The organism is Burkholderia sp. BCC1996, from assembly GCF_905339955.1.
Classification (GTDB): domain Bacteria; phylum Pseudomonadota; class Gammaproteobacteria; order Burkholderiales; family Burkholderiaceae; genus Burkholderia.
In genome coordinates this window covers 21,299-44,643 of record NZ_CAJPHM010000043.1, presented here as the reverse complement: position 1 = coordinate 44,643, position 23,345 = coordinate 21,299, and the positions used below count along the sequence as shown (strand labels likewise).

Genomic DNA, 23,345 nt, shown 5'->3' with positions numbered 1-23,345 from the left:
TGCCGCTGGCATCCTGACTCAGCGTGTATTCGCATCCGGCTTTCCGGTCGGCGTTCAGAAACCCTACCGGTACTGGGAAGACGATTGGCGATATGACAAGAAGGGAACGAAGCCGGGATTCTGGTATCCGCCGTCACCGCCGGCCAAATTCAATCTGATCGGTGCGCTCAAAGGAAACGAAAACGTTCTGGGGATAGCCGCAACGCTGGCGACCGCGCCGCTCATGTTCGTCGTGACTGGCATCAGTTCGGCGTTGAACATGCTCCGCGTGAACGCTGACCCGCCGAAGGGTTGGACGGTGGTGGCGGATGCGCCGGAACTCGACGAGCCGTTCCCGCCGAAGGCGATGCGATTCGGTAAACCCGTCGAGACGAAGGACGGCGATGCGACAAGCGACTTCAACGAAGGCAACGATCCGCCGGCTGCTTGGCGCGACGCGAACAAGGCTGACGCGGACAAGCGGGCCGATGATCCGTACGACCAGTACCAGCCGAAGAACACGGATAGCGTCGCGCAGGGTACGGCAGGCACGGAGGCCGGGCAGCGTTATGAGGACCGCGCGTTGATGCGGATGGAAGCGCGACGAACGCTGAACAAGGAATGGCTCGATGGCGACGGCCACGTGATCGGCGAGGACGGCAAAAGCGCGATGCCCGAAGGCTACAAGGAATGGCGCGACAAACAGATTGTCGATTGGCTCGATCGCGGCGCGACCAACAGCCCGACGAATCACTCAACGACGATGACCAACCCCGAGCATGCCGAAAAGGCGCTTGCGTATGACGTGGCCGTGGGCCTGTGCTACTTGACGGAAAAACAACTCAAATCGCTGCGCATTGAGGCTGATTGGCGGATGGGCGATGGGATACCCAAAGACACCCCGAACAAGAAGTATGCCGACTATTTTGCGTCTGGCTCTTTCGCTAGAACGCCTCTCCAGGAATGGGTACACGCAGAGAAAAGCGAAGGCGAGATGCCGGCCGCAATCTCGAATGAGCGTGAAGGTCAGTTTTACTTAAAGGTTGGGGGGGCCGTATGAAGATGCTGATCGCTACATGGCCGCGACGTATCGCTATCGCTATTTGTGTCTGGCTGATCACCACTGCTCTCATGGCCTGGCTGATGGCGCACGTAGAACAACCTGACCCTGCGCATTTGGAAATCGGAGATTGGATGAAACGCTTTTTTGTCGTGCCCGCACTGACTGCGGCTATGGTTTTTGCGTTCACTACGGCCATGACGCGTCCAGCACAAGGCGCACCTATCGGGGATCCGAAGGAAGGTACAGCAGTCGGATCCGCAGAATCGGCGAAGCCATTCGTCGCTCAGGTTGTCGGCCTGGTCTGGTTGAATCCATTGCAACGTATGGATTACCCGACCGAATGGCAATCGTTGTGGACGCAAGGGCTTGCGACACCGAACAAAAACGATGACATGGTCCGCACCGATCCGAAGTCCTTTACCACCCTGCAATCGGTAGCGGGGATCGCATATGGCAACGAAGGCGAGGAAACGTTCGACGGCTTCTATGCCAAGTACATCGACAAATTCATCCTGCTTCTACGCGCTCGTTACTTCAGCAACGTGAAATACTTCTACACCGTGAAATCCGATAGCCAGAAAGATTGGCGCGAACTCGCCGGCATACGCGTCGAAGCTGCCGTTCCGCCCCGACTCGATCCGGCCTTTGCCAAGTCGCGCATGATCGATCGGATGATGAACTTCTTCGAGATTGGCCCGCCGTCACCCAAGACGCTTTGGAGCCGCGACACGCCTCCCGACGTGCAAATCACCCAAGGTGGCGCAAACGCCGGCTTCACGTCGCTGAACAACGCGCTGGACTACTTGCAGGCGAACCCCGACAAGACCGTATGGGCCATGAACTGGGACGCCCCGAACTTCCCGCCCACAGACGCGCAGATCAACGAGAACCTCGTCGTGCTTTTTCTCGCCGGCCCGAACTTCAACACCGAGCGCGAACCGCTCGCCTGGATCGGCAAGGCCGCAACCGGCAACACGCACGATTTTTCACCGAAGGTCGGCACGACACGCGCCGTGCAGGCATGGAAAGCCACGATCGACGAAGCAGCACGCAATGCCGGTGTCGCGGTCACGGACCTGAATTACATCGTCCACGACGCAGGTGTACCCAGCGACGCAGCGTCGTTACGCGTTGTCTCGCTCGCGCAGACCTTGACCGAAACCCTTCCGGAATACGACCCCAGGAATCAGACCTTCAACACGGCCGCCCTGCTCGGCGACATGGGAACCGGCAGCGCGTTGACCGACGTCGCACTCGCAATCGGCCGAATCAACCACTTTGGCGGCAACGCCTTGGTAGCAGGCACGACCGACCCCGAGCACCCCGTCGCGGTCGTGATCAAACCACCGTCGAAGCTCACCCCGATCGATCCGAACCAAGACTGGTTCCGCGCACGCGGCGGCAACAACGCGTACCTCCCCTGGTGGGGTCGTCGACACGACACCGATTACGGCATGCAAGGCTATTCGTGGTGACGCAAACTACGCGGCGGCGCAATCGTTGGCGACCGGGTTCGCTCGGCCGCTCCGCCGCGCCACCCGCAATTCGGCACCGGCGATCAGAACGATGGTGAATGGCGAACGGCGTACCCCACACGACACGCATTCGCCGGTTCCGCCACGCTCGCCCCCTCAAGGCGCAAACCGCGTGAACACATAGTCGTGATTCTTCACGCGCGCCTGATGGCACGCGAAGCAGGTCTGATGCTGACCGATATCGGCCGGCACGCCGTTGATGAAGCGCCCGAAGCCCCAGCCACCCGTCGATGCATAGCGACGCGAATCCTTCACCATCACCTGCACGGTCGTCGCCTGGCCGGGCACCGTCGCCGACGCGAACTCGTCGGACTGCTTGCGCTTGTACGCGAGCTTCACGAGGATCGCGCCGTCCGGAAACGGCAGCGTCGCCTGTTCGAGCGCGCGGATCGCGATGGGGTTGCCGAGCACCACGCGCAATTCGTCGAGCGGTGCCGCTTCCTCGGCCGGCGCGACCATTTCCCACTTCCGGTAGCCGGGCGGAATCGTCACGCCGTAGATCGGCGACGCGGCCGGCTTCGGCTGCTCCGCGAAAGCGGCCGGGCCGCTCGCGGACAACGCACCGGCCAGCAGCGCACCCGCGACGAGCGCATGGCGCGCGCCGCGATGCACGACACCAGAGGTACCTGCCTGCATCACAGATGCTCCACTTGCAGGATCGCATCCGCGAACGCCTGCGGCGCTTCCTGCGGCAGGTTGTGGCCGATGCCGCCGGTGATCGTCCGGTGCTGGTACTTGCCCGTGAACTTCTTCGCATACGCGGCCGGCTGCGGATGCGGCGCGCCGTTCGCGTCGCCTTCCATCGTGATCGTCGGCACGGTGATCGCCGGGCCGGCCGCGAGCCGCCGCTCGATGTCGTCGTATTGCGCTTCGCCCTGCGCGAGCCCGAGGCGCCAGCGATAGTTGTGGATCACGACGGCCACGTGGTCGGGGTTCTGGAATGACGCGGCGCTGCGCGCGAAGGTCTCGTCGGAGAACTGCCACTTCGGCGATGCGAGTTGCCAGATCAGCTTGTTGAACGCGTCGCGGTTCGCCGCGTAGCCGAGCGCGCCGCGCTCGGTCGTGAAGTAGAACTGATACCACCACTGGAATTCCGCTTGCGGCGGCAGCGGCTTGCGGTTCGCCTCCTGGCTGCCGATCAGGTAGCCGCTCACCGACACCAGCGCCTTCACGCGCTGCGGCCACAGTGCCGCGATGATGTCGGCCGTGCGCGCACCCCAGTCGTAGCCGCCGAACACCGCGCGGTCGATCTTGAGCGCATCCATCAGCGCGACGATGTCGACGGCCGTCACCGCCTGCTGGCCGTTGCGCACCGTGTCGGCCGAGCGGAACGTCGTCGATCCGTAGCCGCGCAGGTACGGCACGATCACGCGATAGCCGGCCGCCGTGAGCAGCGGTGCAACGTCCGCGTAGCTGTAGATATCGTACGGCCAGCCGTGCAGCAGAAACACGACCGGACCGTTCTTCGGCCCGAGATCCGCATACCCGACGTTCAGCACGCCCGCGTCGATCTGGTGGATCTTGCCGAGCGACGCCGCGCCGGCCGCGCGCTTCGGCGTCGACGCATCGGGCGCCGACTGCGCGCGCGCCAGCGAGCCGAACCCGAGGTCGGCCAGGCTCAGGCTGGCGAGTGTCGTGCCCAGAATCAGGCGGCGGCGGGTGTTGACGGTATCAGGCATGACGCGTTCTCCATTGTCGATCGGTAAGAAAGGGGCCCGCGGCACGTGCGGGCGATGCGGTATCGCCATTCACGGCGGCGGCGCATCGCACCGCGCCGCCGTGTGAATCGCTTCACCGGTTTTATATCCGAACCGCCCGGACGCTTTGTATCCCAACGTATCTGCGTTCGGGTACGACATACAGCGATTCAAAATCGTGGCGGAAACGGGTGTTCGCGGTCGGCCGCGCGCGACGCGCGACACGAGCCGGCATCGCTACCGGCCCGCGTTTTCCCGTCAAGCCACGCTTACGCGCGACGCAACGGCCGGAACCCGGCGCGCACTTCGCGGGCGAACAGTTCCGGCTCCTCCCAAGCCGCGAAATGCCCGCCCTTGTCGACTTCGTTGAAGTAGATCAGGTTGTGATAGCTGCGCTCGGCCCAGCTGCGCGGCGCCTGGTAGATCTCGCCGGGGAACACCGTGATCGCCGCCGGCAGCGAGATGTCCACCGCGTTGAAGTTGTTCGAGTGATCCTCCCAGTAGATCTGCGCGGCGGACGTCGCCGTGTTGGTCAGCCAGTACAACGAAATGTCGTCGAGGATCTCGTCGCGCGGGATCGACCGTTCCGGCACGCCGCCGCTGTAGGTCCACTGCGAGATCTTGTCGTACATCCACGCGGCTTGACCCGACGGCGAATCGGCCAGCGCGTAGCCGACCGTCTGCGGACGCGTGACCATCATCGCCGAGTAGCCGCAGTTATCGCGATAGAACGTCGCGAGCTTCTCGTACGCGGCCTTCTCCTTCGGCGCCAGCGACGCCGGTGCCGGCGCGTCGGTCTGGAGCAGCGTCGCGATGTCCGGCGGCACCGTCGCCGGCATGTTCACGTGAATCCCGGCCAGGCCCTGCACGCGCTGCATCGCCATCCGGTGCGAGATCACCGAGCCGCAGTCGCCGCCCTGCGACACGAAGCGCGTATAGCCGAGGCGCGCCATCAGCTCGCCCCAGGCACGCGCGATGTGGTCGGAGCCCCAGCCCGTTTTCGCCGGACGCCCCGAGAAACCGAAGCCCGGCAGCGACGGCACGACGACGTGGAACGCATCGTCGGCACTCGCACCGTGCGCGGTCGGGTCGGTCAGCGGGCCGATCGCCTTCAGCAGCTCGAAGATCGAACCGGGCCAGCCGTGCGTCATGATCATCGGCATCGCGTTCGCGTGCCGCGAGCGCACGTGGATGAAGTGAATGTCGAGCCCGTCGATCTCGGTGATGAACATCGGAAAGCCGTTCAGGCGCGCCTCGCCCTTGCGCCAGTCGTATTCGGCACCCCAGTAACGCAGCAGCGCCTGCATGCGCGCGAGCCGCACGCCCTGCGATTCGTCGGCGACGGTCTCGCGGCCCGGCCAGCGCGTCGCGGCAAGGCGGCGGCGCAGGTCGGCCAGTGCGTCGTCGGGGATATGGGCGGTGAACGGGCGTATGCCGTTGCCGCCGGTGGCCGCACGCAGCGCGGCGGTGGGCAGCATCGCGGATACCCCGGCGGCCACGGAAGTGGCCAGCAGGTGGCGACGCGTCGGGGAAAACGGTGTGGAAGACATCGTTCGGCATCTCCTTTCGTGAAGTGGAAAGTGAACATGCCGCGCGTCGGAGCGCGCCTTCGCTTTCATTCGGGCGCGCGCCGGTCACGCGGCGTTGCCCATTTGAAAGGTCTGATGTATCGGGGATTTGTCTGACTTGTACGCGCTTGTAGCAAAACCGCGGACGTCGCCGTCAGGGCGCGACCCAACGGCCTTCGTAGCCGTCGTCGTTCACGTCGAACACCGCGCGGCGATGGCCGCCGCGCGCGAGTTCGAGCCAGTCGATGCGCGTCACCGTGACGTGGAGCAGGCAGAAGTTCCGGTACCCGTCGTCGATGGCCGATGTGCCTGCGGTTGCGCCTGCCGCAACGTGCGCCTCTTCGGGCGACTCGACCGGCGTGCCGGGGCGCAGCGGTGCGCGATACAGCAGCAGCGTATGCGGACGGCTCGATTGCCAGACCGCGCGACGTTGCGCTTCGTCGTCGCAGATCGATGCCATGCCTTCCGCGCGAATCTGCACGAGTGAATCGAGATCGTTCGCGACGATGGCGATACGCGCGTCACGGCGCAATTCCGCGACCTTCTCCGAACGCGCATCGGTATGGAACGACAGCAGGCGATCGGCGCGGCTCAGTTGCCGCAACACGATCGTGCGCACCTTCGGCGCACCATCGAGGCCGAGCGTCGCGGCCTGCAGCATCGTGAACGGCGAGCGCTGCGCGCCGACGCCGGACTCGAGGCAGGACCAAAGGCGGTCGTACGTTTCCGTCAGCGATTCGGAACGGGTGTCGGTGTCGGACATGATGGCGCGGCGATCCTGCGCGATTCGATCGCGACAGCTTAACCGTTTCGGCGGCGGGCTTTCCTTCTAGGCCCGCCGCCGCGCGGTTCAGTTGTAGCCGAGGACGGCCGGTGCGGCGTCGCGCGTGTCGGTCGACTCCGCGCCGAAGCGGCCGAGTACGTCGGCCACGTACTGCGGCCCCGCGCTGATTTGCGACGACTTGTGCGCGACGGGACGGATATCGGCCATGCCCGGCGCTTCGTCCATCCATGCGGTGTGGTTGATGATCATGTTCATGTGTGTCTCCTCACGCGGCCAGCGCCGCACCATACGCGCGCACGAGGCGCGCCACGCCTTCCCGGATCGCGTCGACATCGGGCGCGGCGAACGACAGCCGCAGCGATGCCGCATCGACGTTGTCCGCGAAGAACGCCTTGCCCGGCACGAAGACGACCTTGTTCGCGATCGCCTGCTGCAGCAGCACGTCCGACGACACCGCGCCGATGCGCGCCCACACGAACATCCCGCCTTCGGGACGATGGAACGCGATCGCATCGCCGAGACCGTCGCGCAGCGCGTCGCACATCGCGTCGCACTTGCGCTGGTAGGCCGCCGTGATGCGCGGCAGATGGCGTTCGAGTGCGCCGTCGGCGAGATACTCGGCGGCGGTGGCTTGCGTCCACGGCGTGCTGCACAGGTCGACCGTCTGCTTCGCGATCACGCAGCGCCGCGCGATTTCGGCCGGCGCGATCGTCCAGCCCACGCGCAGCCCCGGCGCGACGATTTTCGACAGGCTCGCGAAATGCACGATCCAGTCGCGCGCGCCTTCGACGTCGTTCGCGAGTGCAAGCATCGACGGCACCGGTTCACCCGCGAAACGCAGGTCGCCGTAGGGATCGTCCTCGACGATCAGGAAACGGTATTGCACCGCGAGGCGCAGCAGCTTCAGCCGGCGTTCGCGCGTGAGCGTCGCGCCGGTCGGGTTCGCGAAGGTCGGGACCGTGTAGAGCAGCTTCGGCTGCGCGATCGCGCCGGATGCGAGTTGCGACGCGAGGAGGTCGACGTCGAGGCCTTCGCCGTCGACGGGGATCGTCACGATGCGCGCCTGTTGCAGACGCATCGCCGACAGCGTCGCCGGATACGCCGGCTGTTCGGTCAGCACGACGTCGCCGGGGCCGACCATCACGCGCAATAGCAGATCGAGGCCCTGTTGCGAGCCGGTCGTGACGAGCAGTTCGGCGGGCGTGCACGTCACGTTGCGGCGCGCCATCAACGCGATCAGTTGCTGCTTCAGTTCGGCGAGGCCGTCGGTCGGGCCGTATTGCAGGCAGCGGACCGGCTGGGCGTATGCGCGTTCGGCGGCGGCGTTCAGGCCGTCGACGTCGAACAGGTCGCTGGCCGGGTAACCGCCGGCGAACGAAATCATCCCCGGCTCGGAGAGGTATTTGAACAGCTCGCGGATCGGCGAACCGGCAGGATTCTGGAATGAAGGCGTGAACGCGTACATGTCGTCGTGAGCTGGATGGCAGCGACGGCCGGGATAGCCGACAGGTGCCGCCCGCCAAGGCGCTTCTGGCGCCAACGGCGGGAATTCGAGCCACGATTGTCGATAGTCATTAACGCTGCGGCAAACGATATCTATGCACTAGGTCTTGCGGTTTGGTCATCAATTGCCGGGGGCGAATATATTCGCCGGATGAACGTGCGGCCGATGATGTCCTCGCTGTCCCGCTCCGTTGCGCATTTCTGGCCCGGGGGGATCGCAAGCGCACTTTCCAGAGTTCTCCGACCATTGGCATAACCTGCCTCCGTCGAAACAATCGCCGCGTTTCGTATGCCGCCTTTGCTCGACGCAGCGGGCACACGGCAGATCGATCGCGGCTCCGACCGCGCCGGCCAGGCTGCCGCGACGTTTCAGATCTGCAACATAATCCCCATTCCGTTTGCCCGGTCACGTGTCATCCGCACCCGCTCCAACAAGGCTGCCGGTTCCCGCCATAGGCGCCCTGGCGGGCACCGACGCGCCCATCGCGCCGGGCCCGTCTCGCCATCGCACTTGACTGCCGCCACTTCAGAAGGAAACCGGTCATGAAGTGTACGCGCTCGACGTTCAGGCGCCGCGGTGGGCGGCCTAGCCAATCCGGCACTTCCGGAACGTTTCAAGTCCGACACATTTCGCGCGACGACCGGCATCTCGACTTGCGTCGATGCCGCCTCATCAGCCCGAACGAACCGCCCCGACGCGCGTGGCACGCTCCGTGCGTCCACGCCACAGGCGCGGGACCAGCCGTCCCGGCGCCTCACCAAATATTTCGACAAAGTCCGCGTCCAGCACACCGGTAATGGCGCTTTTTCGCTGCAGGACGCATCGGGGGACACAATGAAAACAAGCACCACGATCTCGATCGCGGCGTCGCCGGGAATGCGCAGCGGCGCAGCAACGATCACACCGGGACCGCTCCCGGATGCAAGTCGAACGCTCCGACAGGCATGTGCGCCTGATCACAAGCAGCGGCGCCGTGTGCGCGCACGGACGCACCATCCCGCCGCTCACTTCATCGGCATGAGCGTCCGCGTACCGCTGCCTATTCACCACAAGGCGAAACGCGCGTGCTGAGTTGCGCCCGGCATCTCGCCTGAAGGCTCACGGGCCGCCAGGATGCACCGCGCTGCCTTCAGCGAAGCTGGAACCTGATGGTCCGTTGCGCCGCGTGTGGATTGCCGGCTCACGAAATATCGTCGATAAAAGTCTTCCATTCGATTATGAAGCGGACTGAGAAAAGCCCTTGTTCGGTCATCGCACTTGCGCTTTCGTTGGCCGTTCTGTTCGTGTTAACTCACCCGTATACGGGCATTCGACACGACGCGATCCTGTACACCGCGCAGGCACTATACAACGCACATCCCGAGAATTTTTCGCACGACCTGTTCTTCGAATTCGGCTCCCAGGATCGCTGGACGATTTACGGTCGGATCTTCTCGCAGCTGATCTCGGCATTCGGGCTCCGCACGAGCAATCTCGTGGGCCTGATTGCAGCTCAGGCACTCTGGTGGAGCGGCATGTTGCACCTGACGAAGAAACTGCTGCCTGCTCCGTGGCACTGGCTAGCGTTGTTCTTCATCGCCTGTATGCCGGCAGATTACGGCGACGGTCTGCTATTTTCGTACGACGAAGTATTTCTCACTGCCCGGCTTCCCGCCGAAGCACTCGGCCTGTGGGCGATTGCCGCGATGCTCGAACGCCGATATCGCGTTGCCATCGCGCTGACGGTCGTCGCGACTGCCATGCACCCGCTGATCGGCGGCGTTTCGCTTGTCTTCGTCGTACTCGGCCAGATGCCACGTATGAAGTGGTGGCGGCTATTGCCGCTCGCGCTCGTAGCATTCGCAATCGTCGAGATGCCGCCGTTCAAGGCGCTGCATCTGTATCCGTTCGATCCGGAATGGCGGTCGATCGCACGATACAACGTGCCATTCCTGTTTCCGACCTTATGGTCGCTCACTGCATGGAGCAAGGTTTGCTGGGCTATCGCACTTCCTGCGACGTTATGCGCGTCCCAAGCCGAGGAGCACCGTGCGCTGTGGTCGAATCTCACACTGATCGGTGTTGCCGGCGTCGCGCTGACGACGATCGCGGACTTGACCGGACAGGACGCCATCTGGATACAGCTGCAGCCGTGGCGCGCGCTGTGGCTGCTGACGTTGCTGCAATGGCCCGCGGCCATTTTGCTCATGCGGCGCGAACGCCACACACGGCAGACGCTGATCTGGCTGCTCGTGATCTGCTGGCTACTGGTCGACGTCGGCGGAGGATTCATCGCGCTGGGCGTTGCCGCGGCGCTCCACGCGGCAGCCCGTCGGCCGGCATCCGGCACTCCGAGAGCGCTGCTTGGCGAGCTCACCCCGGTGCTTCGCCATACGTGGATCGGGACGACGCTCATTGCCGCAACGGTCTGGATCGTATTCCAGTGCGCGTACCAGGTCGGTCGCGTCGCCTATCCGACCGGCAGCGTGATGCTCGATAGCCCGTGGCTCGAAACACTGATTCACACGCGCCTCGTCGTCATACTGGTCGCGTTGCTCGTCATGCTCAATCTGTCGCGCAAACGAATCGCGATCATCGGTCTGCCGGTGGTATTGGCCGCATTCGCCGCATACGGACTCGTCAATATCGACCAGCGATCGGAAGCCGCCAAGATCATGGAAGCCGGCGCCGACCGCGCGGACTTCGCGCCATTCGAAGGTACGGTCGCGCGCGGCGACATCGTCTACTGGGACGGACCGGCGGACGAAGTGGTCTATCCGTGGCTGATGATGAAGACGTCGAGCTATTACTCGTCGACGCAGGCTGCGGGTCTGATCTTCCACCGCCGCACTACCTTCGAGGCAGTACGACGGGTCGAACTGATCAAGCAAGATCCCAATGCCGCACGGCCGCGCGGCGGCAATGCCGCGGACAAAAGGTCGACCGTATTCGTGACCAAGTACGAATACCTGCCGCTCACCCAAGCGGGCATCCGGCACATCTGTGCGGACCCGGTGCTGGATTTCATCGTGTCGCATCGGCGCTACCCGGAGCTGGTGACCCGCTACGCCTGGTCGCCCGAACCCCAAAACACTGTCTGGCTATACGACTGCCGCAGCATCAGGGCGACTGCCGCAGCTCAGGACACGTCGTCCGCGCGCACGCAACAAGCCAGCAAGACGAAGGCGCTTTCCGCACAACGGCCGACTGCCGCCCGAGGCGATACCTCCCCGCCTCGCCACGCGCAAGCGCACGACGTCTGAACAGGAAATCCAGATCATCGATTCGAGATGGCAGTTTGCCGTTTAGCTGGAGCGGCCGATACGACAGTCAATGGACCAGCGATTTGAGACCCGGGGTGACAACATGGATCAATCGGTTGACGTACTTATCATCGGCGCGGGGCCGGGCGGCCTCACCGCCGCCTATCTGCTGACCAAGCAGACCGATCTGTCGGTCGCGATCGTCGAGAAAGATCCTCACTATGTCGGCGGCATCAGTCGCACCGAACGGTTCGACGGCCACTGCTTCGACATCGGGGGACACCGCTTCTTCTCCAAGTCCGCGGACGTGGTCGCGCTGTGGCACGAACTGCTCCCGGACGACTTCATCGAGCGGCCGCGCAGCTCGCGCAGCTTCTACCGGAACAAGTTCTACCGCTACCCGCTCGACGGCATCGAGGCTTTGGTGAATCTCGGCATCATCGAAAGCATTCGCTGCGTGCTTTCATACCTCGCAGCCCGCATCAAGCCTTGCCCAAACCCCAAGTCCTTTCATCAGTGGGTCGCCAATCAATTCGGAGAACGGCTTTTCTCGATCTTCTTCAAGACGTACACCGAAAAGGTCTGGGGCATGTCGTGCGATGAGATTTCGGCCGACTGGGCCGCGCAGCGCATCAAGGGCCTGAGCCTGTCTACCGCCATCGTCAGCGCAGTGAAGCGCTCGCTCGGCATCCGGTCGAAAAAGTCCGACGTCAAGACCCTGATCGAATCGTTCCATTACCCGCGCCGCGGCCCCGGCATGCTGTGGGAAGCCGCCGCCCGGAAATTCGAGGATCAGGGTGGACGGCTGATGATGGGACAAGCGGCCAGCGCAATGCAATACGACAGCCGCACGCGGCGCTGGCTCGTCGAAACCGTCGGCCAGGACGGACAGAAGAATCGCATCAGCGCTCATGATGTGGTGTGCACCGCGCCGCTGCGCGAAACACTCAACGCGATTTCGCCCCGTCCGTCGTCCGCGGCGGCCGCGTCAAGGCTGCAATATCGGGACTTCATCACGGTCGCGCTGATCCTCGATCGGCCCGCCACGTTCACCGACAACTGGATCTACATTCACGACCCGTCTGTCAAGGTCGGGCGCATCCAGAATTTCGCGTCGTGGTCGCCCGAAATGGTGCCGGACGCGACGACGGGTGGCTGCCTCGGGCTCGAATACTTTTGCTTCGACGGCGACTCGATGTGGGAAAGCAGCGACGCCGACATCACCGAACTCGCGATCGTCGAACTCGAGAAAATTGGCCTGGCGACGCGCGACCAGATTCGGGGGTCGCGTGTCGTTCGTCAACCGAAGGCGTACCCCGTGTACGACGACGACTATCGCGACATTGTCGACGAGATCCGCGCCGATCTGGCCGAGCACTATCCGAACCTGCATCTCGTCGGCCGCAATGGAATGCACAAGTACAACAATCAGGATCACGCGATGATGACCGCAATGCTGACCGTCGAGAACATCGTCGCCGGGCACAAGCTTCGCGACGTCTGGGCCGTCAATGAGGACGCGGAATATCACGAGAGCGGCAGCGAACCGCAAGCGGGCGCATCGGGGTTGCGCGCGGTCCCGACGCGCACTGTTCAGTGGGGGCGGACATGATGTTCTCCAGCTATTTCGTCGTGAGCGCCCTGTCGCTCGTCGTGGACTGGGGGCTGTTCCTCGCCCTGACCTCGGCCATACAGGTCGATGCCGGGATATCGGCGTGGGTGGCGTACCTGGTCGGGGGTGGCGTGAATTACGTGCTGTCGCGCCGCTTCGTGTTCCGCTCGGCCACGATCGGCCGCCGGCGGATCGGCGAAGCACTGCTGTTCGCGGCAAGTTGCGGGTTCGGCTCACTGCTGACCGCGGGCATCGTGCACATCGCTGCGGCAGCGGTCGGCAATATTGCCGCGAAATGGATCGCGGTGGCGGTCAGCTTCATCACGCTGTATTTGGTTCGCAGGGTCGCCGTATTCCCGGTACCGCGTGCGGGTGCGCCGGCCGCTTTTCTGGCGACCGAGCGCCGGGAAGCTCGCGGGGACGCTTGCGTCGAGGCGACGGTTCGTTGAGTAAGAGGGGATGAAGCAGAAGCCAGATCCGGGGCGGATCGATTGTCCGGCTGGCACGAGCCGAACGGGTCAGACCGGTTCTGCGGTACGAAAATCAAAGCCTGCTACCGGAAGGTGTCGGGAATTCCGAGCACGATCGCGCGGTCCGAGCTCGACGGGGCCAACGGCGCGGGTTCGTCGGCGGGCCATGCCCGTGCGGGTCCTGAGCCACCACCTTCCTTCTCTTCGTAGACAAGGCGACGTCAGGTTCTGCCTCATGGCCCCTCGGAGGCAATACTGTGCCGGACACGCGATGCATGCGGCGCCGTACACTTCCGTCACAGCCCCTGCCGACGAACGCCACCTTATCGGCACACAATATCGACCGCCAGGATCTCGTACCCCGGATCGGCGTTCTCGCTCGCCACCTTTTTCGCTTCTTCATACGAAAGAAAGGACATCGCTTCTTCGATCTCCGGTGCCATGCCGATGTCGCCGTCCTCGCCGGTACAGAGGAACTGAAGTCCGGTCTTCACGACATAGATGGTCGTCATGTCTCCCTCCATGGTGTGCATGGGGAACTTCCAGTCTAGCCTCCACGCTCCCTTATTCAACTCCGGCAACGCCGCGCGGCAGCCTGCCGGGCGGCCAGCGCCCCCCGCCCCGCCCCCGATTACCTAGGTAATTGACACGTATGGACCTAGGTAATTGGCGTCCCTACGATGTTTTCGACGCGAACCGAATCACACCTACGAAGAGGACACGACCATGACCACCCAGGACGTCGATACCAGCACGCTACGACGCGTGATCGCCGCAGCCTCGATCGGCAATTTCGTCGAGTGGTTCGATTTCGCCGCATACGGCTTTCTCGCCACCATCCTGACGCGCGAATTCTTTCCGAGCGGCGATCCCACGGTCGGCCTCCTGAAGACCTTCGCCGTCTTCGCGGTGGCCTTCGCATTCCGCCCGCTGGGCGGCCTGGTCTTCGGCGTCATCGGCGACCGGATCGGCCGCAAGCGCACGCTTGCGCTGACGATCCTGATGATGGCCGGCTCGACCACATTGATCGGCCTGCTCCCGACCTACGCGAGCATCGGCTACTGGGCCCCGTTGCTGCTCACGATCATCCGCTGCGTCCAGGGGTTCTCGGCAGGCGGCGAATACGCCGGCGCATGCGCGTACGTGATGGAACACGCACCGCGCCGCCGCCGCGCGTTCTTCGGCAGCTTCGTGCCGGTGTCGACCTTCTCGTCGTTCGCCTGCGCGGCCGTGGTCGCCTATCTGCTCGAATCGTCATTGTCGTCGCAGGCGATGGTCGAATGGGGCTGGCGCGTGCCGTTCCTGATCGCGGCACCGGTCGGCCTCATCGGCGTGTACCTGCGCGTCAACCTGAATGAAACGCCCGCGTTCCAGGCACTCGAAGGCAAGCACGACATCGCGCATGCGCCGCTGATGGAAACGCTGCGTTCGCAGTCGCTGAATATCCTGAAGCTCGGTGCGTTCGTGTCCGTGACCGCGTTGTCGTTCTACACGTTCACGACGTATTTCGCGACGTATCTTCAAGTGGCCGGGCACCTGTCTCGCGGCACGTCGCTCCTGGTGACGGTGCTCGCCCTCTTCTTCGCCGCAGCCCTGTGCCCGGTCGCCGGCTTCTTCTCCGACCTCGTCGGCCGCCGCGCGACGATCGCCACGACCGGCCTCTTCATCATCGTGTCGGTTTATCCGGCGTTCTCGCTGGGCGGCTCGGGCGTGCTGTCGCAATCGCTGGCCGGCGTCGCGCTGCTTGCGATCGGCGCGGTGTTCTCGGGCGTCGTGACGGCACCGCTGATGTCGGAAGTGTTCGCGACGAAAACGCGCTATACCGCATCGGCGATCACGTACAACCTCGCGTACACGATCTTCGGCGGCACCGCACCGCTCGTCGCCACGTGGCTGATCTCGGCGACGGGGACCAACCTGTCGCCCGCTTATTACCTGATCGCCGTGTCGATCCTGGCGATGATCGGCGGCCTGTCCCTGCCGGAAACGTCGAAGACGGCGCTCGAAGATGCAGGTCCGGCAACCGCGAGAACCGGCCAGTCCGCCAAGCGCGGCGTCGAAGGCGCGGTTTGAGTACACGCCTCGCTCGTGCAAACGGGGCCGACTAAACCAACGCATGGAGAAACACCATGACGAGCCTTCACGACACCAGCATCATCATCGACGGCCTGAACATTTCCCGCTTCGAGCGATCGGTGTTCGAAGACATGCGCAAGGGCGGCGTCACGGCCGTCAACTGCACGGTCTCCGTGTGGGAAGACTTCCAGAAGACGATCGACAACATCGCGGAGATGAAGCAGCAGATCCGCGAATACAGTGAAATCCTCACGCTGGTGCGCACGACGGACGACATCCTGCGCGCGAAGAAGGAGAACAAGACCGGCATCATCCTCGGCTTCCAGAACTCATATGCGTTCGAGGACAACCTCGGCTATATCGAAGTGTTCAAGGAGCTCGGCGTGAATGTGGTGCAGCTCTGCTACAACACGCAGAACCTCGTCGGCACGGGTTCCTATGAACCGGATGGCGGGTTGTCCGGCTACGGCCGCGAAGTGATCCAGGAGATGAACCGCGTCGGCATCATGGTGGATCTCTCGCACGTCGGCGCGAAAACCTCGTCCGACGCGATCGCCTGTTCGAAGAAGCCGGTCACCTACTCGCACTGCTGCCCGTCCGCGCTGAAGGAACATCCGCGCAACAAGACGGACGAGCAACTGCGCGAGATCGCGGAAGCGAACGGCTTCGTGGGCGTCACGATGTTCATGCCGTTCCTGCGACGCGGCGCCGATGCAACCATCGACGATTACCTCGAAGCGATCGAATACGTGATCGACGTGATCGGCGAGGACAAGGTCGGAATCGGCACGGACTTCACGCAGGGCTACAGCACCGAGTTCTTCGACTGGATCACGCACGACAAGGGCCGCTATCGCCGCCTGACGGACTTCGGCAAGGTCGTCAATCCGGAAGGCATCCGCACGATCGGCGAATTCCCGAACCTGACGGCCGCGATGCAACGCGCCGGCTGGAGCGAGTCGCGCATCAGGAAGGTGATGGGCGAGAACTGGCTGCGGGTGTTCGGCGAAGTCTGGAACGGTTGAATCGCACGACACGAACCCACCACGCACCCGCCATGCAGCCACAATTGCCGATCGACGTCGATCCGGACACCGGTGTCTGGACCACCGACGCGCTGCCGATGCTGTACGTGCCGCGCCATTTCTTCACGAACAATCATGTCGCCGTGGAAGAGGCGCTCGGCCGCGAAGCCTACGCGTCGATTCTCTACAAGGCCGGCTACAAGTCGGCCTATCACTGGTGCGACAAGGAGGCGAAGCAGCACGGCATCGCCGGCATGGCCGTGTTCGAACATTATCTGAAGCGGCTGTCGCAGCGCGGCTGGGGCGTGTTCAGCATTGCCGAAGCCGATCCGGCGACGTCGCACGCGCGCATCCATCTGCATCACTCGTCCTTCGTGCTGGCCCAGCCCGACAAGCACGGCAAGCTCTGCTACATGTTCGCGGGCTGGTTCGCCGGCGCAATGGACTGGGTCAACGACACCGCGCCCGACACGGCGAGCAGGGGCCCGCGTGCGCATTCGGCCGAACTCCGGTGCGCGGGCGAAGGGCACGACTGCTGCGTCTTTCACGTCGGTTGAATGTGCTGCAAGCGCTACGGCTACAATCCGACAGGAGCGAACCTGCCCGATAGCCTGGGTCCGAACACGGTTCGGAGCCGCCGACCCGATGCCGAACATGACCGACACGATGCCAAGCCTCGACTACGAAGATCTCTTCAGGCATCTTCCCGTCGCCGCGATCGTGGCGAAAGAGCGCATCATGATCGACTGCAACGAGAAGGCGCTGCAATTGTTCAGGGCGACCCGCGACGACATCATCGACCAGTCGTTCGCGAAGCTGTATCCGCAGCAGAAGGACTTCGCGACGACCGGCCGTCGCCTCGCGCCGCTGCTCGCGAAGCGTGCGGGGTTCAGCGACGATCGCATCATGCGCCGCGTCGACGGCAGCCATTTCTGGGTCACCGTGTGCGGCTTCGGCTACAACCCGAAGCGGCCTTTCGAGCTGGCCGTCTGGACCTTCACCGACCTGTCGGGCGACGCGAAGCATCCCGACGTCGCCAGCACGTTGACCGATCGCGAGCGCGACGTCGCGGCATTCCTGGTTCACGGGCTCACCAGCAAGGAAATCGGCAAGGAGCTGAACATCAGCCCGCGCACGGTCGATATTCATCGTGCGAGCTTGCTGCGGAAGTACGAGGTGCGCACGACGCATGATCTGATCGCTTGCTTGCTGGCCTGAGTCGCTCGCGCCGGAACGACGCGTCCGGCCTCCCGCTCCGATAAAAAAAGGTTCATCGCAGGAAACCGTGTCGCCTTGCATACAGGTGTTGCCCGCGCAAAATGCCAAGATCGTTGCCGACTTGCGTCAGTGGCTGGAACGAACTCTACACCGTCACCGTACTAAACGCGGGGAGCAGGTCACCACACGAAACGAATGAACGCGACGAAGCCACGCGCTGTACGTCGACGCCTGACGAAGGCACAACTTCTCCCGCTACCGACTCGGGATGTGCAGCGCTTGTCGCTCAAGCATCACCGGGCACTAGCTACGCTCCTAACGCGTCGTACCGACGTCGATTCGATAGCGACGTTATTGAATGTGGTGTATCTCGCCTTCTTTCCTCGAGATCCAGACGACGTCGATCTGTCTCGCTATCGTGAAGCAGGAGATGTTCTGAACGCCATCGTCGCTCGCATGCAAAGGGGGGAGTGTGGGCGACCGAGCGAGCATGAGCGGATCGCGCTTGAGCGGATTGTGATCGAGCACGATGCACAAATGGCGGCCGTAGCGAAATCCCGATTGGATGGGCCCTACGTGGCCGGTTGTAGAACCGCAGTCCTTCACCTTTTCATATGTACCAGCGCGGCATTGCAGCATGTATCAACGGCGAAATCGATTGAGCTTGTGCTCGACGAGGGAGCTATTGTGAAATGTCAAGGATTGCAAAGTACCCGTCGATTTCATTGCACCTATCTTACGTAGTGCTATACCTTATCAAAGAGAGGGTGCCGCGAATTACCCTCTTTCATTTTATAAATAACAACCTCTTAATTCGAATTGGGGGTGGACAATTTCTGTCTTACTGCCATGACGTTAGATCTGTCGTACCGGTGATGAAGTTGATGTCGATCGACGATTCGTCAATCGAGAATAATAATTATGGGAGTCCACATGCAAAATGGCTGGGGCCGATACTATCCAGGGGTCTAATACCCCGACGTTCGATCAAATTGTCGTTCGTATTTTCATGCAACCGTCTGGCGCAAGACAAATTTCACTTCCATTATGATGGTTGAATGAACCATTCAGGGTCCAATATATGAAAACGTTGATTTCGCTTTTTGCAATTTCAATTCTGGCAAGCACCACAGCCTGTACGCAAATGCCGTCAAGCAGCGGTAATCAAATTGATAAATTTTCACCGAGCTATGTCAGGCAACACATTGTTGTAGGAAAAACCACGAAGGCCGATGTGGTTGCGCTATATGGAGATTCAAATTCCAAGCAAACGAAAGATGATGGCAGGGAAACTTGGTATTACAATGAAAGTACCGCATCGACTCCAAATGTAATGGAACGCATGGGAGGGATGCTTAGTGGAATTACTTCCGGTTTATCTCAAATGGGCTTATCTACGGCTCAAAATACAGTGGGCGCCGTTAGCGATCAAGTTAATGGCGCAAATAGAAGGGTTAACGGTGCCAAGACGGTCGCGACTTCCGCTCAGGATGGAAAGACAGCGAAAGAAAATGGATATGCGCGCCAGTTGTTCATTGATTTTAGCAATAAAGGCATTGTTACTCATTGGTGGAATTAAAATCCGTTAACGATGGTCTAAAAATCTCCACCAAACAAAGGGCGACAGAGGAAATCCGATGAGGCCTGCCGATTGTTGACGATAGCCAGATGCCGACTGACCGGTTTTATGCCTCATCTGTGGTGTAGATGTTGTAGCTGGGTCGGAAGACATCGGATCATCAAATGCAACGCCATCGGAACCAGCACTCCGTCGCCCACAATTCCGACGAATGGAACCGCGAAATTGAAAGGATTGGTCGGCGATAGCCGCACGCTGTCGCTCTACCTGAAGCCGGTCAGCAAGGTCATGTACTGCGAGCAATGTGGTGCGCGTTGCCAGCAGATTCATGAAACGACCGTACGGCGGGTACGTGATCTGCCGTTGTTCGAGTACCGGGTGGTGCTGCACGTGCCCCGACGCCGGGTCTGGTGCGAGCGCTGCGGTGGGCCGACGCTGGAGAAGCTTGACTGGCCGGGCCGCTACCAGCGGGTGACAGAGCGATTCGCCAAGGCCTGCGAGAAGCTGCTGCAAGCGGCCAGCGTGCAGGCGGTAGCCGCCTTCTACGACCCGGGCTGGCACACGCTTACGGGTACCGCGACGAGGCGTACGTCTTCCTCAAGATCCGCGCCGCGTTCCCCGGTAATCTGCGATGAACCAAAAAAAAGCCCGGCAAAGCCGGGCCAATCAGATTGAGACACAAGGAGAATCCCGCCCACCCCACACCGGGCGGTCACGCCGCGCTACACGACGTTCTTTTCGACGATCGGCCGGTTTTCGAGCACACGCTCCCAGCCGAGCGACGACAGGTCGAGCGATTCGTATCGCCCGCCCAGGATCAGCTCGCTCACCCCACGCCCGGTTGCGGGCCCTTGCTGCAGCCCGTGCCCGCTATACCCGTTCGCGAACACGACGTTGTCGAGCTCGGGGTGATACCCGATGATCGCGTTGTGATCGAACACGTTGTACTCGTAGTATCCGGACCAGCAATTCTCCACGCGCAGCGCTTCGAACTCCGGCACGCGATTCGCGAGCGTCGGCCAGATCACCTCGTCGAACAGGTCGTGATCGACCTCGTCGAGCGGCAGGTCGTCGGGGTCGCGATCGGGGCTCGGCGACGTCCCGCAGATGTACGTGCGCCCTTCCGGCCGGAAATACACACCGGTCGGATCGATCAGCAGCGGGCAATCGGTGAGCTTCGCCGGCGACGACACGTTGAAGATGCTGCGACGCCGCGCGTACACGGGAATGTCGATGCCCATCATCGACGACAGCGTGCGCGTCCACGCACCGGCCGCGTTGACGAGCGTGTCGCATGCGTAGCGCTCGCCGTCGTTCGTCACCACGTGCGTGATCTTGCGACCATCGCGCACGACGCCGGTCACATCGGCCGGCACATACCGCGCGCCGAGCGCCTGCGCCTTCTTGCGCAGCGCCTGCACGAGCCCGTAACCGTCGAACCACCCTTCGCCGCTCGCGCCATAGGCGCCCGACACGAGATCGTCGACGTTCAGCCAGGGAAACTTCGCGCGCAGCGCGTCGCGATCCATCAACCGGATATCGGCGCCGAGCTTCGTCTGCAGCGCGTGGTTCTCGCGCAGCGTCGCGTCACCAGCCGGCGTCGCGAGAAACAGGTAGCCGCCTTCATGCAGATCGATCGACGGCCGCGTGCCGTCGACTTCGAGCCGCTCGCCGAGCGTGCGCAGGAAGTCGATCCCGAACAGCGACATCTCGATCGACAGCGGCGTCGAGAACTGCTGGCGAATCGACGCGGCCGACAGCGCCGACGACGACTTCGCATAGGTGGGATCGCGTTCGATGACGGTGACGGACACCGTCGGATCGGTAGCACGCAGGAAATAGGCGATCGAGCTGCCGATCACACCACCGCCGACGATGACGACTTGAGAACTCACGACTGACTCCAGTTGCACGTGAAAGGCGCGGCCGGCCGGCCGCGCCCGAAGGTTGTTCGTGCCGCGTCGCGCGCGGCGCCGTGCGCGGCGGACCGTGACCACCCGGCGAATCGCCCCGACATGCGCCGCGATCGCATCCGATCGCTCTGGCTATTTCAGCACGTCCGGGCGCGCCGCGAAAGTCCGCGCGCGTTCGGGTAATTCGGGTACTCAGTCCGCCGTTTGCGTGGTGACGGGCTGCCATGCGGCGTTCTTCACTTCATACAGCGTCGAGCTCGGGTTCTTCAGGTCGCCCGTGTTCGTGAACGCGATCGTGCCGGTGATGCCATCGTAGCGCGTGCCCTTCAGCGCGCCGTTGAAATCGGCCGGCTTCGTCGAGTTCGCCTTCTGCATCGCGTTGATCGCGATCCACGTCGCGTCGTATGCGAACGGCGCATACGCGAGCATGTCGACACCGTACTTCTGCTTGAATTTCGTTTCGAACTGCTTGCCCTTCGCGAGACGCGACAGCGGCTGTCCGTACTCCCACACCGACGCGCCTTCGGCCGCATTGCCGGCGAGCCTGATGAAGTTCGCATTCATCACGCCGCCGCCCGCCAGGAACTGCGCGCGGATGCCGAGCTGGCGCATGCGCTTGACCAGCATCGCGGACTGCGCGTCGAGGCCGCCGAAGAACACCAGGTCGGCATTCGTGCTCTTGATCTTCGTGAGCTGCGCGCTGAAGTCGACGGCCTTGTCGTTCGTGAATTCGCGCGCGACGATCGTGCCGCCGTTCGCCTTCGCGGCCTTCTCGAATTCGTCGGCTTCGCCCTGGCCGAACGCGGTGCGGTCGTCGATGATCGCGATGCGCTTCGCCTTGGTCACGCTCGCCGCATACGCACCGGCATTGCCGGCGTTCTGCGCGTCGGTCGCGATCACGCGGTACACGGTGCCGAGCCCGGCGCGCGTGATGTCGGGATTGGTCGCCGACGGCGTGATCATCGGAATGCCGGCCTTCGCGTAGATCTTCGACGCGGGCAGCGTCGTGCCCGAATTGAAGTGGCCGACCACGACGGCCACCTGCGCGTCGGTCAGCTGCTGCGCGGCCTGCACGCCGATGCGCGGATCGCTCTGGTCGTCCTGCGACGCGACGACGAATTTCACCGGCTTGCCGCCGATCGTCGGGTGCGCGGCGTTCGCCTCGTCGACGGCCATGCGCACGCCGTTCTCGATGTCCTTGCCATACGCGGCGCCGCCGCCGGTCAGCGGCACGGCGACGCCGACCTTGACGACGGTTTCCTGCGCATGGGCCGCGCCCGTCTGGAACGCGAGAATCGCAGCGGTCAATGCAATGCCGGAAAGCGAACGAATGCGGAACGTCATCGGCCAATCCTTCTTCTGTAGGTCGGGATGCGACGCGCGACCATCGCGCGCCGGCGACCTCTCGCGTGCCGGTGATTTTTTCGGTCGCCGGAAGCGTCGTCGCGCAAGGGCGCATCGCCTGCCGGTCGATCACCGCGGTTCCGTCTCCGGGGAACCTGTCAGCGCGAAAGAGGTGAACCGATTGTGGGTAGCCAATACGCGTGCAGCAAACGAAATATCGGAACTATGTTGTGAGGAATTGTCATCAAGTGCCCGTGCCACCACGATCCGCGGCCCGCGCGACGGCGGCCCGGAAGCGGCGGCCGCATCGAGCGGGATGCGCGCACGCGCCGTTGCGCCAAGGGCGCGCAGGGTCATGCCAATGGAGAATCATTGCCAGGTCACACGGCGGCAACGCAGCGCACATCGCGCGATTCGATCAAATGGCGCCCGGTGCCGCTCAATGCCGGTCGGTGCCCGTCTGCTTGCGCACCGCATCGGCCGCCTCGCCGGCCTGCTCCTGACGCTTGCCGGCCTGCTGCTCCGCCACGCCTTCCGCTTCCGTCTCGCGGTCGCCCGTCACCTTGCCGAGCGCTTCCTTGACCGAACCCTTCACCTGTTTGAGCTTGCCTTCGATGCGATTCCTGTCCATGGTCGTCTCCTGCGATGAGTTGGGGAGAGAGACGACGGCACGGCAGCCCGCGCCGCACCGCCGAGTGGACAGGATCGCAGCCGCGCGCCGCGCGCGGCAGATGCG

General features: G+C 63.1%; 19 protein-coding genes and 2 pseudogenes. 11 read left to right on the top strand and 10 right to left on the bottom strand.

The window, feature by feature from the left end; all coding sequences use genetic code 11:
- Together U4Z64_RS35465 and U4Z64_RS35460 are read left to right on the top strand one after the other, a co-directional pair.
- Positions 1 to 1,039, top strand: a 1,039-nt coding sequence (locus tag U4Z64_RS35465; protein ID WP_321822449.1) for a hypothetical protein, incomplete at its 5' end; no start/stop codon positions are given.
- Entirely contained in the window at positions 1,036 to 2,517 is a 1,482-nt protein-coding gene (locus U4Z64_RS35460; protein ID WP_321822448.1) for a virulence factor, read from the top strand. The genes U4Z64_RS35465 and U4Z64_RS35460, both read left to right, overlap by 4 nt.
- Before the next feature lie 156 nt (positions 2,518 to 2,673).
- Here the strand turns inward: U4Z64_RS35460 and U4Z64_RS35455 are convergent, their stop codons facing one another.
- From U4Z64_RS35455 to U4Z64_RS35430, 6 genes are all read right to left on the bottom strand, one after another.
- On the bottom strand, positions 2,674 to 3,213 hold the full coding sequence (locus tag U4Z64_RS35455) for a cytochrome P460 family protein (RefSeq protein ID WP_321822447.1): 540 nt from the start codon (positions 3,211 to 3,213) through the stop codon (positions 2,674 to 2,676).
- Complete coding sequence (locus U4Z64_RS35450; RefSeq protein ID WP_321822446.1) at positions 3,213 to 4,256, bottom strand: alpha/beta hydrolase; 1,044 nt, start codon at positions 4,254 to 4,256, stop codon at positions 3,213 to 3,215. The genes U4Z64_RS35455 and U4Z64_RS35450 overlap by 1 nt, the downstream gene beginning before the upstream one ends.
- Before the next feature lie 287 nt (positions 4,257 to 4,543).
- The gene (locus U4Z64_RS35445; protein WP_321822445.1) at positions 4,544 to 5,824 is read right to left on the bottom strand and encodes an epoxide hydrolase; all 1,281 of its coding nucleotides are present in this window, start codon (positions 5,822 to 5,824) and stop codon (positions 4,544 to 4,546) included.
- 172 nt (positions 5,825 to 5,996) lie between these two features.
- Positions 5,997 to 6,605 carry a pyridoxamine 5'-phosphate oxidase family protein gene (locus U4Z64_RS35440; RefSeq protein ID WP_321822444.1) on the bottom strand — a complete coding sequence of 203 codons (609 nt, stop codon included), beginning with the start codon at positions 6,603 to 6,605 and terminating at the stop codon, positions 5,997 to 5,999.
- A gap of 87 nt (positions 6,606 to 6,692) precedes the next feature.
- Positions 6,693 to 6,881 (bottom strand): hypothetical protein, encoded by a 189-nt coding sequence (locus tag U4Z64_RS35435; protein WP_044849029.1) that lies wholly within the window; start codon positions 6,879 to 6,881, stop codon positions 6,693 to 6,695.
- 10 nt (positions 6,882 to 6,891) lie between these two features.
- The gene (locus U4Z64_RS35430) at positions 6,892 to 8,091 is read right to left on the bottom strand and encodes a PLP-dependent aminotransferase family protein (protein ID WP_321822443.1); all 1,200 of its coding nucleotides are present in this window, start codon (positions 8,089 to 8,091) and stop codon (positions 6,892 to 6,894) included.
- Between the two features lie 1,307 nt (positions 8,092 to 9,398).
- Here U4Z64_RS35430 and U4Z64_RS35425 point away from each other — a divergent pair.
- The 3 genes from U4Z64_RS35425 to U4Z64_RS35415 all read left to right on the top strand — a co-directional run bounded on the left by U4Z64_RS35425 (position 9,399) and on the right by U4Z64_RS35415 (position 13,433).
- Entirely contained in the window at positions 9,399 to 11,372 is a 1,974-nt protein-coding gene (locus U4Z64_RS35425) for a hypothetical protein (protein WP_321822442.1), read from the top strand.
- A 70-nt stretch (positions 11,373 to 11,442) separates the two neighbouring features.
- Positions 11,443 to 12,984 carry an NAD(P)/FAD-dependent oxidoreductase gene (locus U4Z64_RS35420; protein WP_321822441.1) on the top strand — a complete coding sequence of 514 codons (1,542 nt, stop codon included), beginning with the start codon at positions 11,443 to 11,445 and terminating at the stop codon, positions 12,982 to 12,984.
- On the top strand, positions 12,981 to 13,433 hold the full coding sequence (locus U4Z64_RS35415) for a GtrA family protein (protein ID WP_321822440.1): 453 nt from the start codon (positions 12,981 to 12,983) through the stop codon (positions 13,431 to 13,433). Before U4Z64_RS35420 ends, U4Z64_RS35415 begins: the two co-directional genes overlap by 4 nt.
- 344 nt (positions 13,434 to 13,777) lie before the next feature.
- On the opposite strand, the gene U4Z64_RS35410 is transcribed toward U4Z64_RS35415, so the two are convergent.
- Positions 13,778 to 13,966, bottom strand: a complete 189-nt coding sequence (locus U4Z64_RS35410) for a hypothetical protein (protein WP_059819600.1) — start codon at positions 13,964 to 13,966, stop codon at positions 13,778 to 13,780.
- A 214-nt stretch (positions 13,967 to 14,180) separates the two neighbouring features.
- On the opposite strand from U4Z64_RS35410, the gene U4Z64_RS35405 reads away from it, so the two are divergent.
- From U4Z64_RS35405 to U4Z64_RS35380, 6 genes and pseudogenes are all read left to right on the top strand, one after another.
- Entirely contained in the window at positions 14,181 to 15,527 is a 1,347-nt protein-coding gene (locus U4Z64_RS35405) for an MFS transporter (RefSeq protein WP_044849019.1), read from the top strand.
- A gap of 56 nt (positions 15,528 to 15,583) precedes the next feature.
- On the top strand, positions 15,584 to 16,555 hold the full coding sequence (locus U4Z64_RS35400) for a dipeptidase (RefSeq protein ID WP_321796396.1): 972 nt from the start codon (positions 15,584 to 15,586) through the stop codon (positions 16,553 to 16,555).
- 32 nt (positions 16,556 to 16,587) lie between these two features.
- Positions 16,588 to 16,812: pseudogene (locus U4Z64_RS37705) on the top strand (DUF5943 domain-containing protein); the annotation flags it as partial.
- A 388-nt stretch (positions 16,813 to 17,200) separates the two neighbouring features.
- Entirely contained in the window at positions 17,201 to 17,773 is a 573-nt protein-coding gene (locus U4Z64_RS35390) for a PAS and helix-turn-helix domain-containing protein (RefSeq protein WP_052664858.1), read from the top strand.
- 1,081 nt (positions 17,774 to 18,854) lie between these two features.
- On the top strand, positions 18,855 to 19,352 hold the full coding sequence (locus U4Z64_RS35385) for a hypothetical protein (RefSeq protein WP_321822439.1): 498 nt from the start codon (positions 18,855 to 18,857) through the stop codon (positions 19,350 to 19,352).
- A 240-nt stretch (positions 19,353 to 19,592) separates the two neighbouring features.
- Positions 19,593 to 19,919, top strand: a pseudogene (locus tag U4Z64_RS35380) (helix-turn-helix domain-containing protein); the annotation flags it as partial.
- A gap of 155 nt (positions 19,920 to 20,074) precedes the next feature.
- Here U4Z64_RS35380 and U4Z64_RS35375 read toward each other — a convergent pair.
- The 3 genes from U4Z64_RS35375 to U4Z64_RS35365 all read right to left on the bottom strand — a co-directional run bounded on the left by U4Z64_RS35375 (position 20,075) and on the right by U4Z64_RS35365 (position 23,240).
- On the bottom strand, positions 20,075 to 21,247 hold the full coding sequence (locus U4Z64_RS35375) for an FAD-binding oxidoreductase (protein ID WP_321822438.1): 1,173 nt from the start codon (positions 21,245 to 21,247) through the stop codon (positions 20,075 to 20,077).
- Between the two features lie 210 nt (positions 21,248 to 21,457).
- Positions 21,458 to 22,609 (bottom strand): branched-chain amino acid ABC transporter substrate-binding protein, encoded by a 1,152-nt coding sequence (locus tag U4Z64_RS35370; protein ID WP_124524186.1) that lies wholly within the window; start codon positions 22,607 to 22,609, stop codon positions 21,458 to 21,460.
- 439 nt (positions 22,610 to 23,048) lie between these two features.
- Positions 23,049 to 23,240: a CsbD family protein gene (locus U4Z64_RS35365; protein ID WP_124530190.1), complete on the bottom strand. Its 192-nt coding sequence runs from the start codon at positions 23,238 to 23,240 to the stop codon at positions 23,049 to 23,051.
- Positions 23,241 to 23,345: the final 105 nt, after the last annotated feature.

What these genes read in the sequence shown, in the direction of transcription:
- U4Z64_RS35460 (WP_321822448.1), top strand. Translation starts at nt 1,036, where the DNA reads ATGAAGATGCTGATCGCTACATGGCCGCGACGTATCGCTATCGCTATT.
- U4Z64_RS35455 (WP_321822447.1), bottom strand. Translation starts at nt 3,213, where the DNA reads ATGCAGGCAGGTACCTCTGGTGTCGTGCATCGCGGCGCGCGCCATGCG.
- U4Z64_RS35450 (WP_321822446.1), bottom strand. Translation starts at nt 4,256, where the DNA reads ATGCCTGATACCGTCAACACCCGCCGCCGCCTGATTCTGGGCACGACA.
- U4Z64_RS35445 (WP_321822445.1), bottom strand. Translation starts at nt 5,824, where the DNA reads ATGTCTTCCACACCGTTTTCCCCGACGCGTCGCCACCTGCTGGCCACT.
- U4Z64_RS35440 (WP_321822444.1), bottom strand. Translation starts at nt 6,605, where the DNA reads ATGTCCGACACCGACACCCGTTCCGAATCGCTGACGGAAACGTACGAC.
- U4Z64_RS35435 (WP_044849029.1), bottom strand. Translation starts at nt 6,881, where the DNA reads ATGAACATGATCATCAACCACACCGCATGGATGGACGAAGCGCCGGGC.
- U4Z64_RS35430 (WP_321822443.1), bottom strand. Translation starts at nt 8,091, where the DNA reads ATGTACGCGTTCACGCCTTCATTCCAGAATCCTGCCGGTTCGCCGATC.
- U4Z64_RS35420 (WP_321822441.1), top strand. Translation starts at nt 11,443, where the DNA reads ATGGACCAGCGATTTGAGACCCGGGGTGACAACATGGATCAATCGGTT.
- U4Z64_RS35415 (WP_321822440.1), top strand. Translation starts at nt 12,981, where the DNA reads ATGATGTTCTCCAGCTATTTCGTCGTGAGCGCCCTGTCGCTCGTCGTG.
- U4Z64_RS35410 (WP_059819600.1), bottom strand. Translation starts at nt 13,966, where the DNA reads ATGACGACCATCTATGTCGTGAAGACCGGACTTCAGTTCCTCTGTACC.
- U4Z64_RS35405 (WP_044849019.1), top strand. Translation starts at nt 14,181, where the DNA reads ATGACCACCCAGGACGTCGATACCAGCACGCTACGACGCGTGATCGCC.
- U4Z64_RS35400 (WP_321796396.1), top strand. Translation starts at nt 15,584, where the DNA reads ATGACGAGCCTTCACGACACCAGCATCATCATCGACGGCCTGAACATT.
- U4Z64_RS35390 (WP_052664858.1), top strand. Translation starts at nt 17,201, where the DNA reads ATGCCGAACATGACCGACACGATGCCAAGCCTCGACTACGAAGATCTC.
- U4Z64_RS35385 (WP_321822439.1), top strand. Translation starts at nt 18,855, where the DNA reads ATGAAAACGTTGATTTCGCTTTTTGCAATTTCAATTCTGGCAAGCACC.
- U4Z64_RS35370 (WP_124524186.1), bottom strand. Translation starts at nt 22,609, where the DNA reads ATGACGTTCCGCATTCGTTCGCTTTCCGGCATTGCATTGACCGCTGCG.
- U4Z64_RS35365 (WP_124530190.1), bottom strand. Translation starts at nt 23,240, where the DNA reads ATGGACAGGAATCGCATCGAAGGCAAGCTCAAACAGGTGAAGGGTTCG.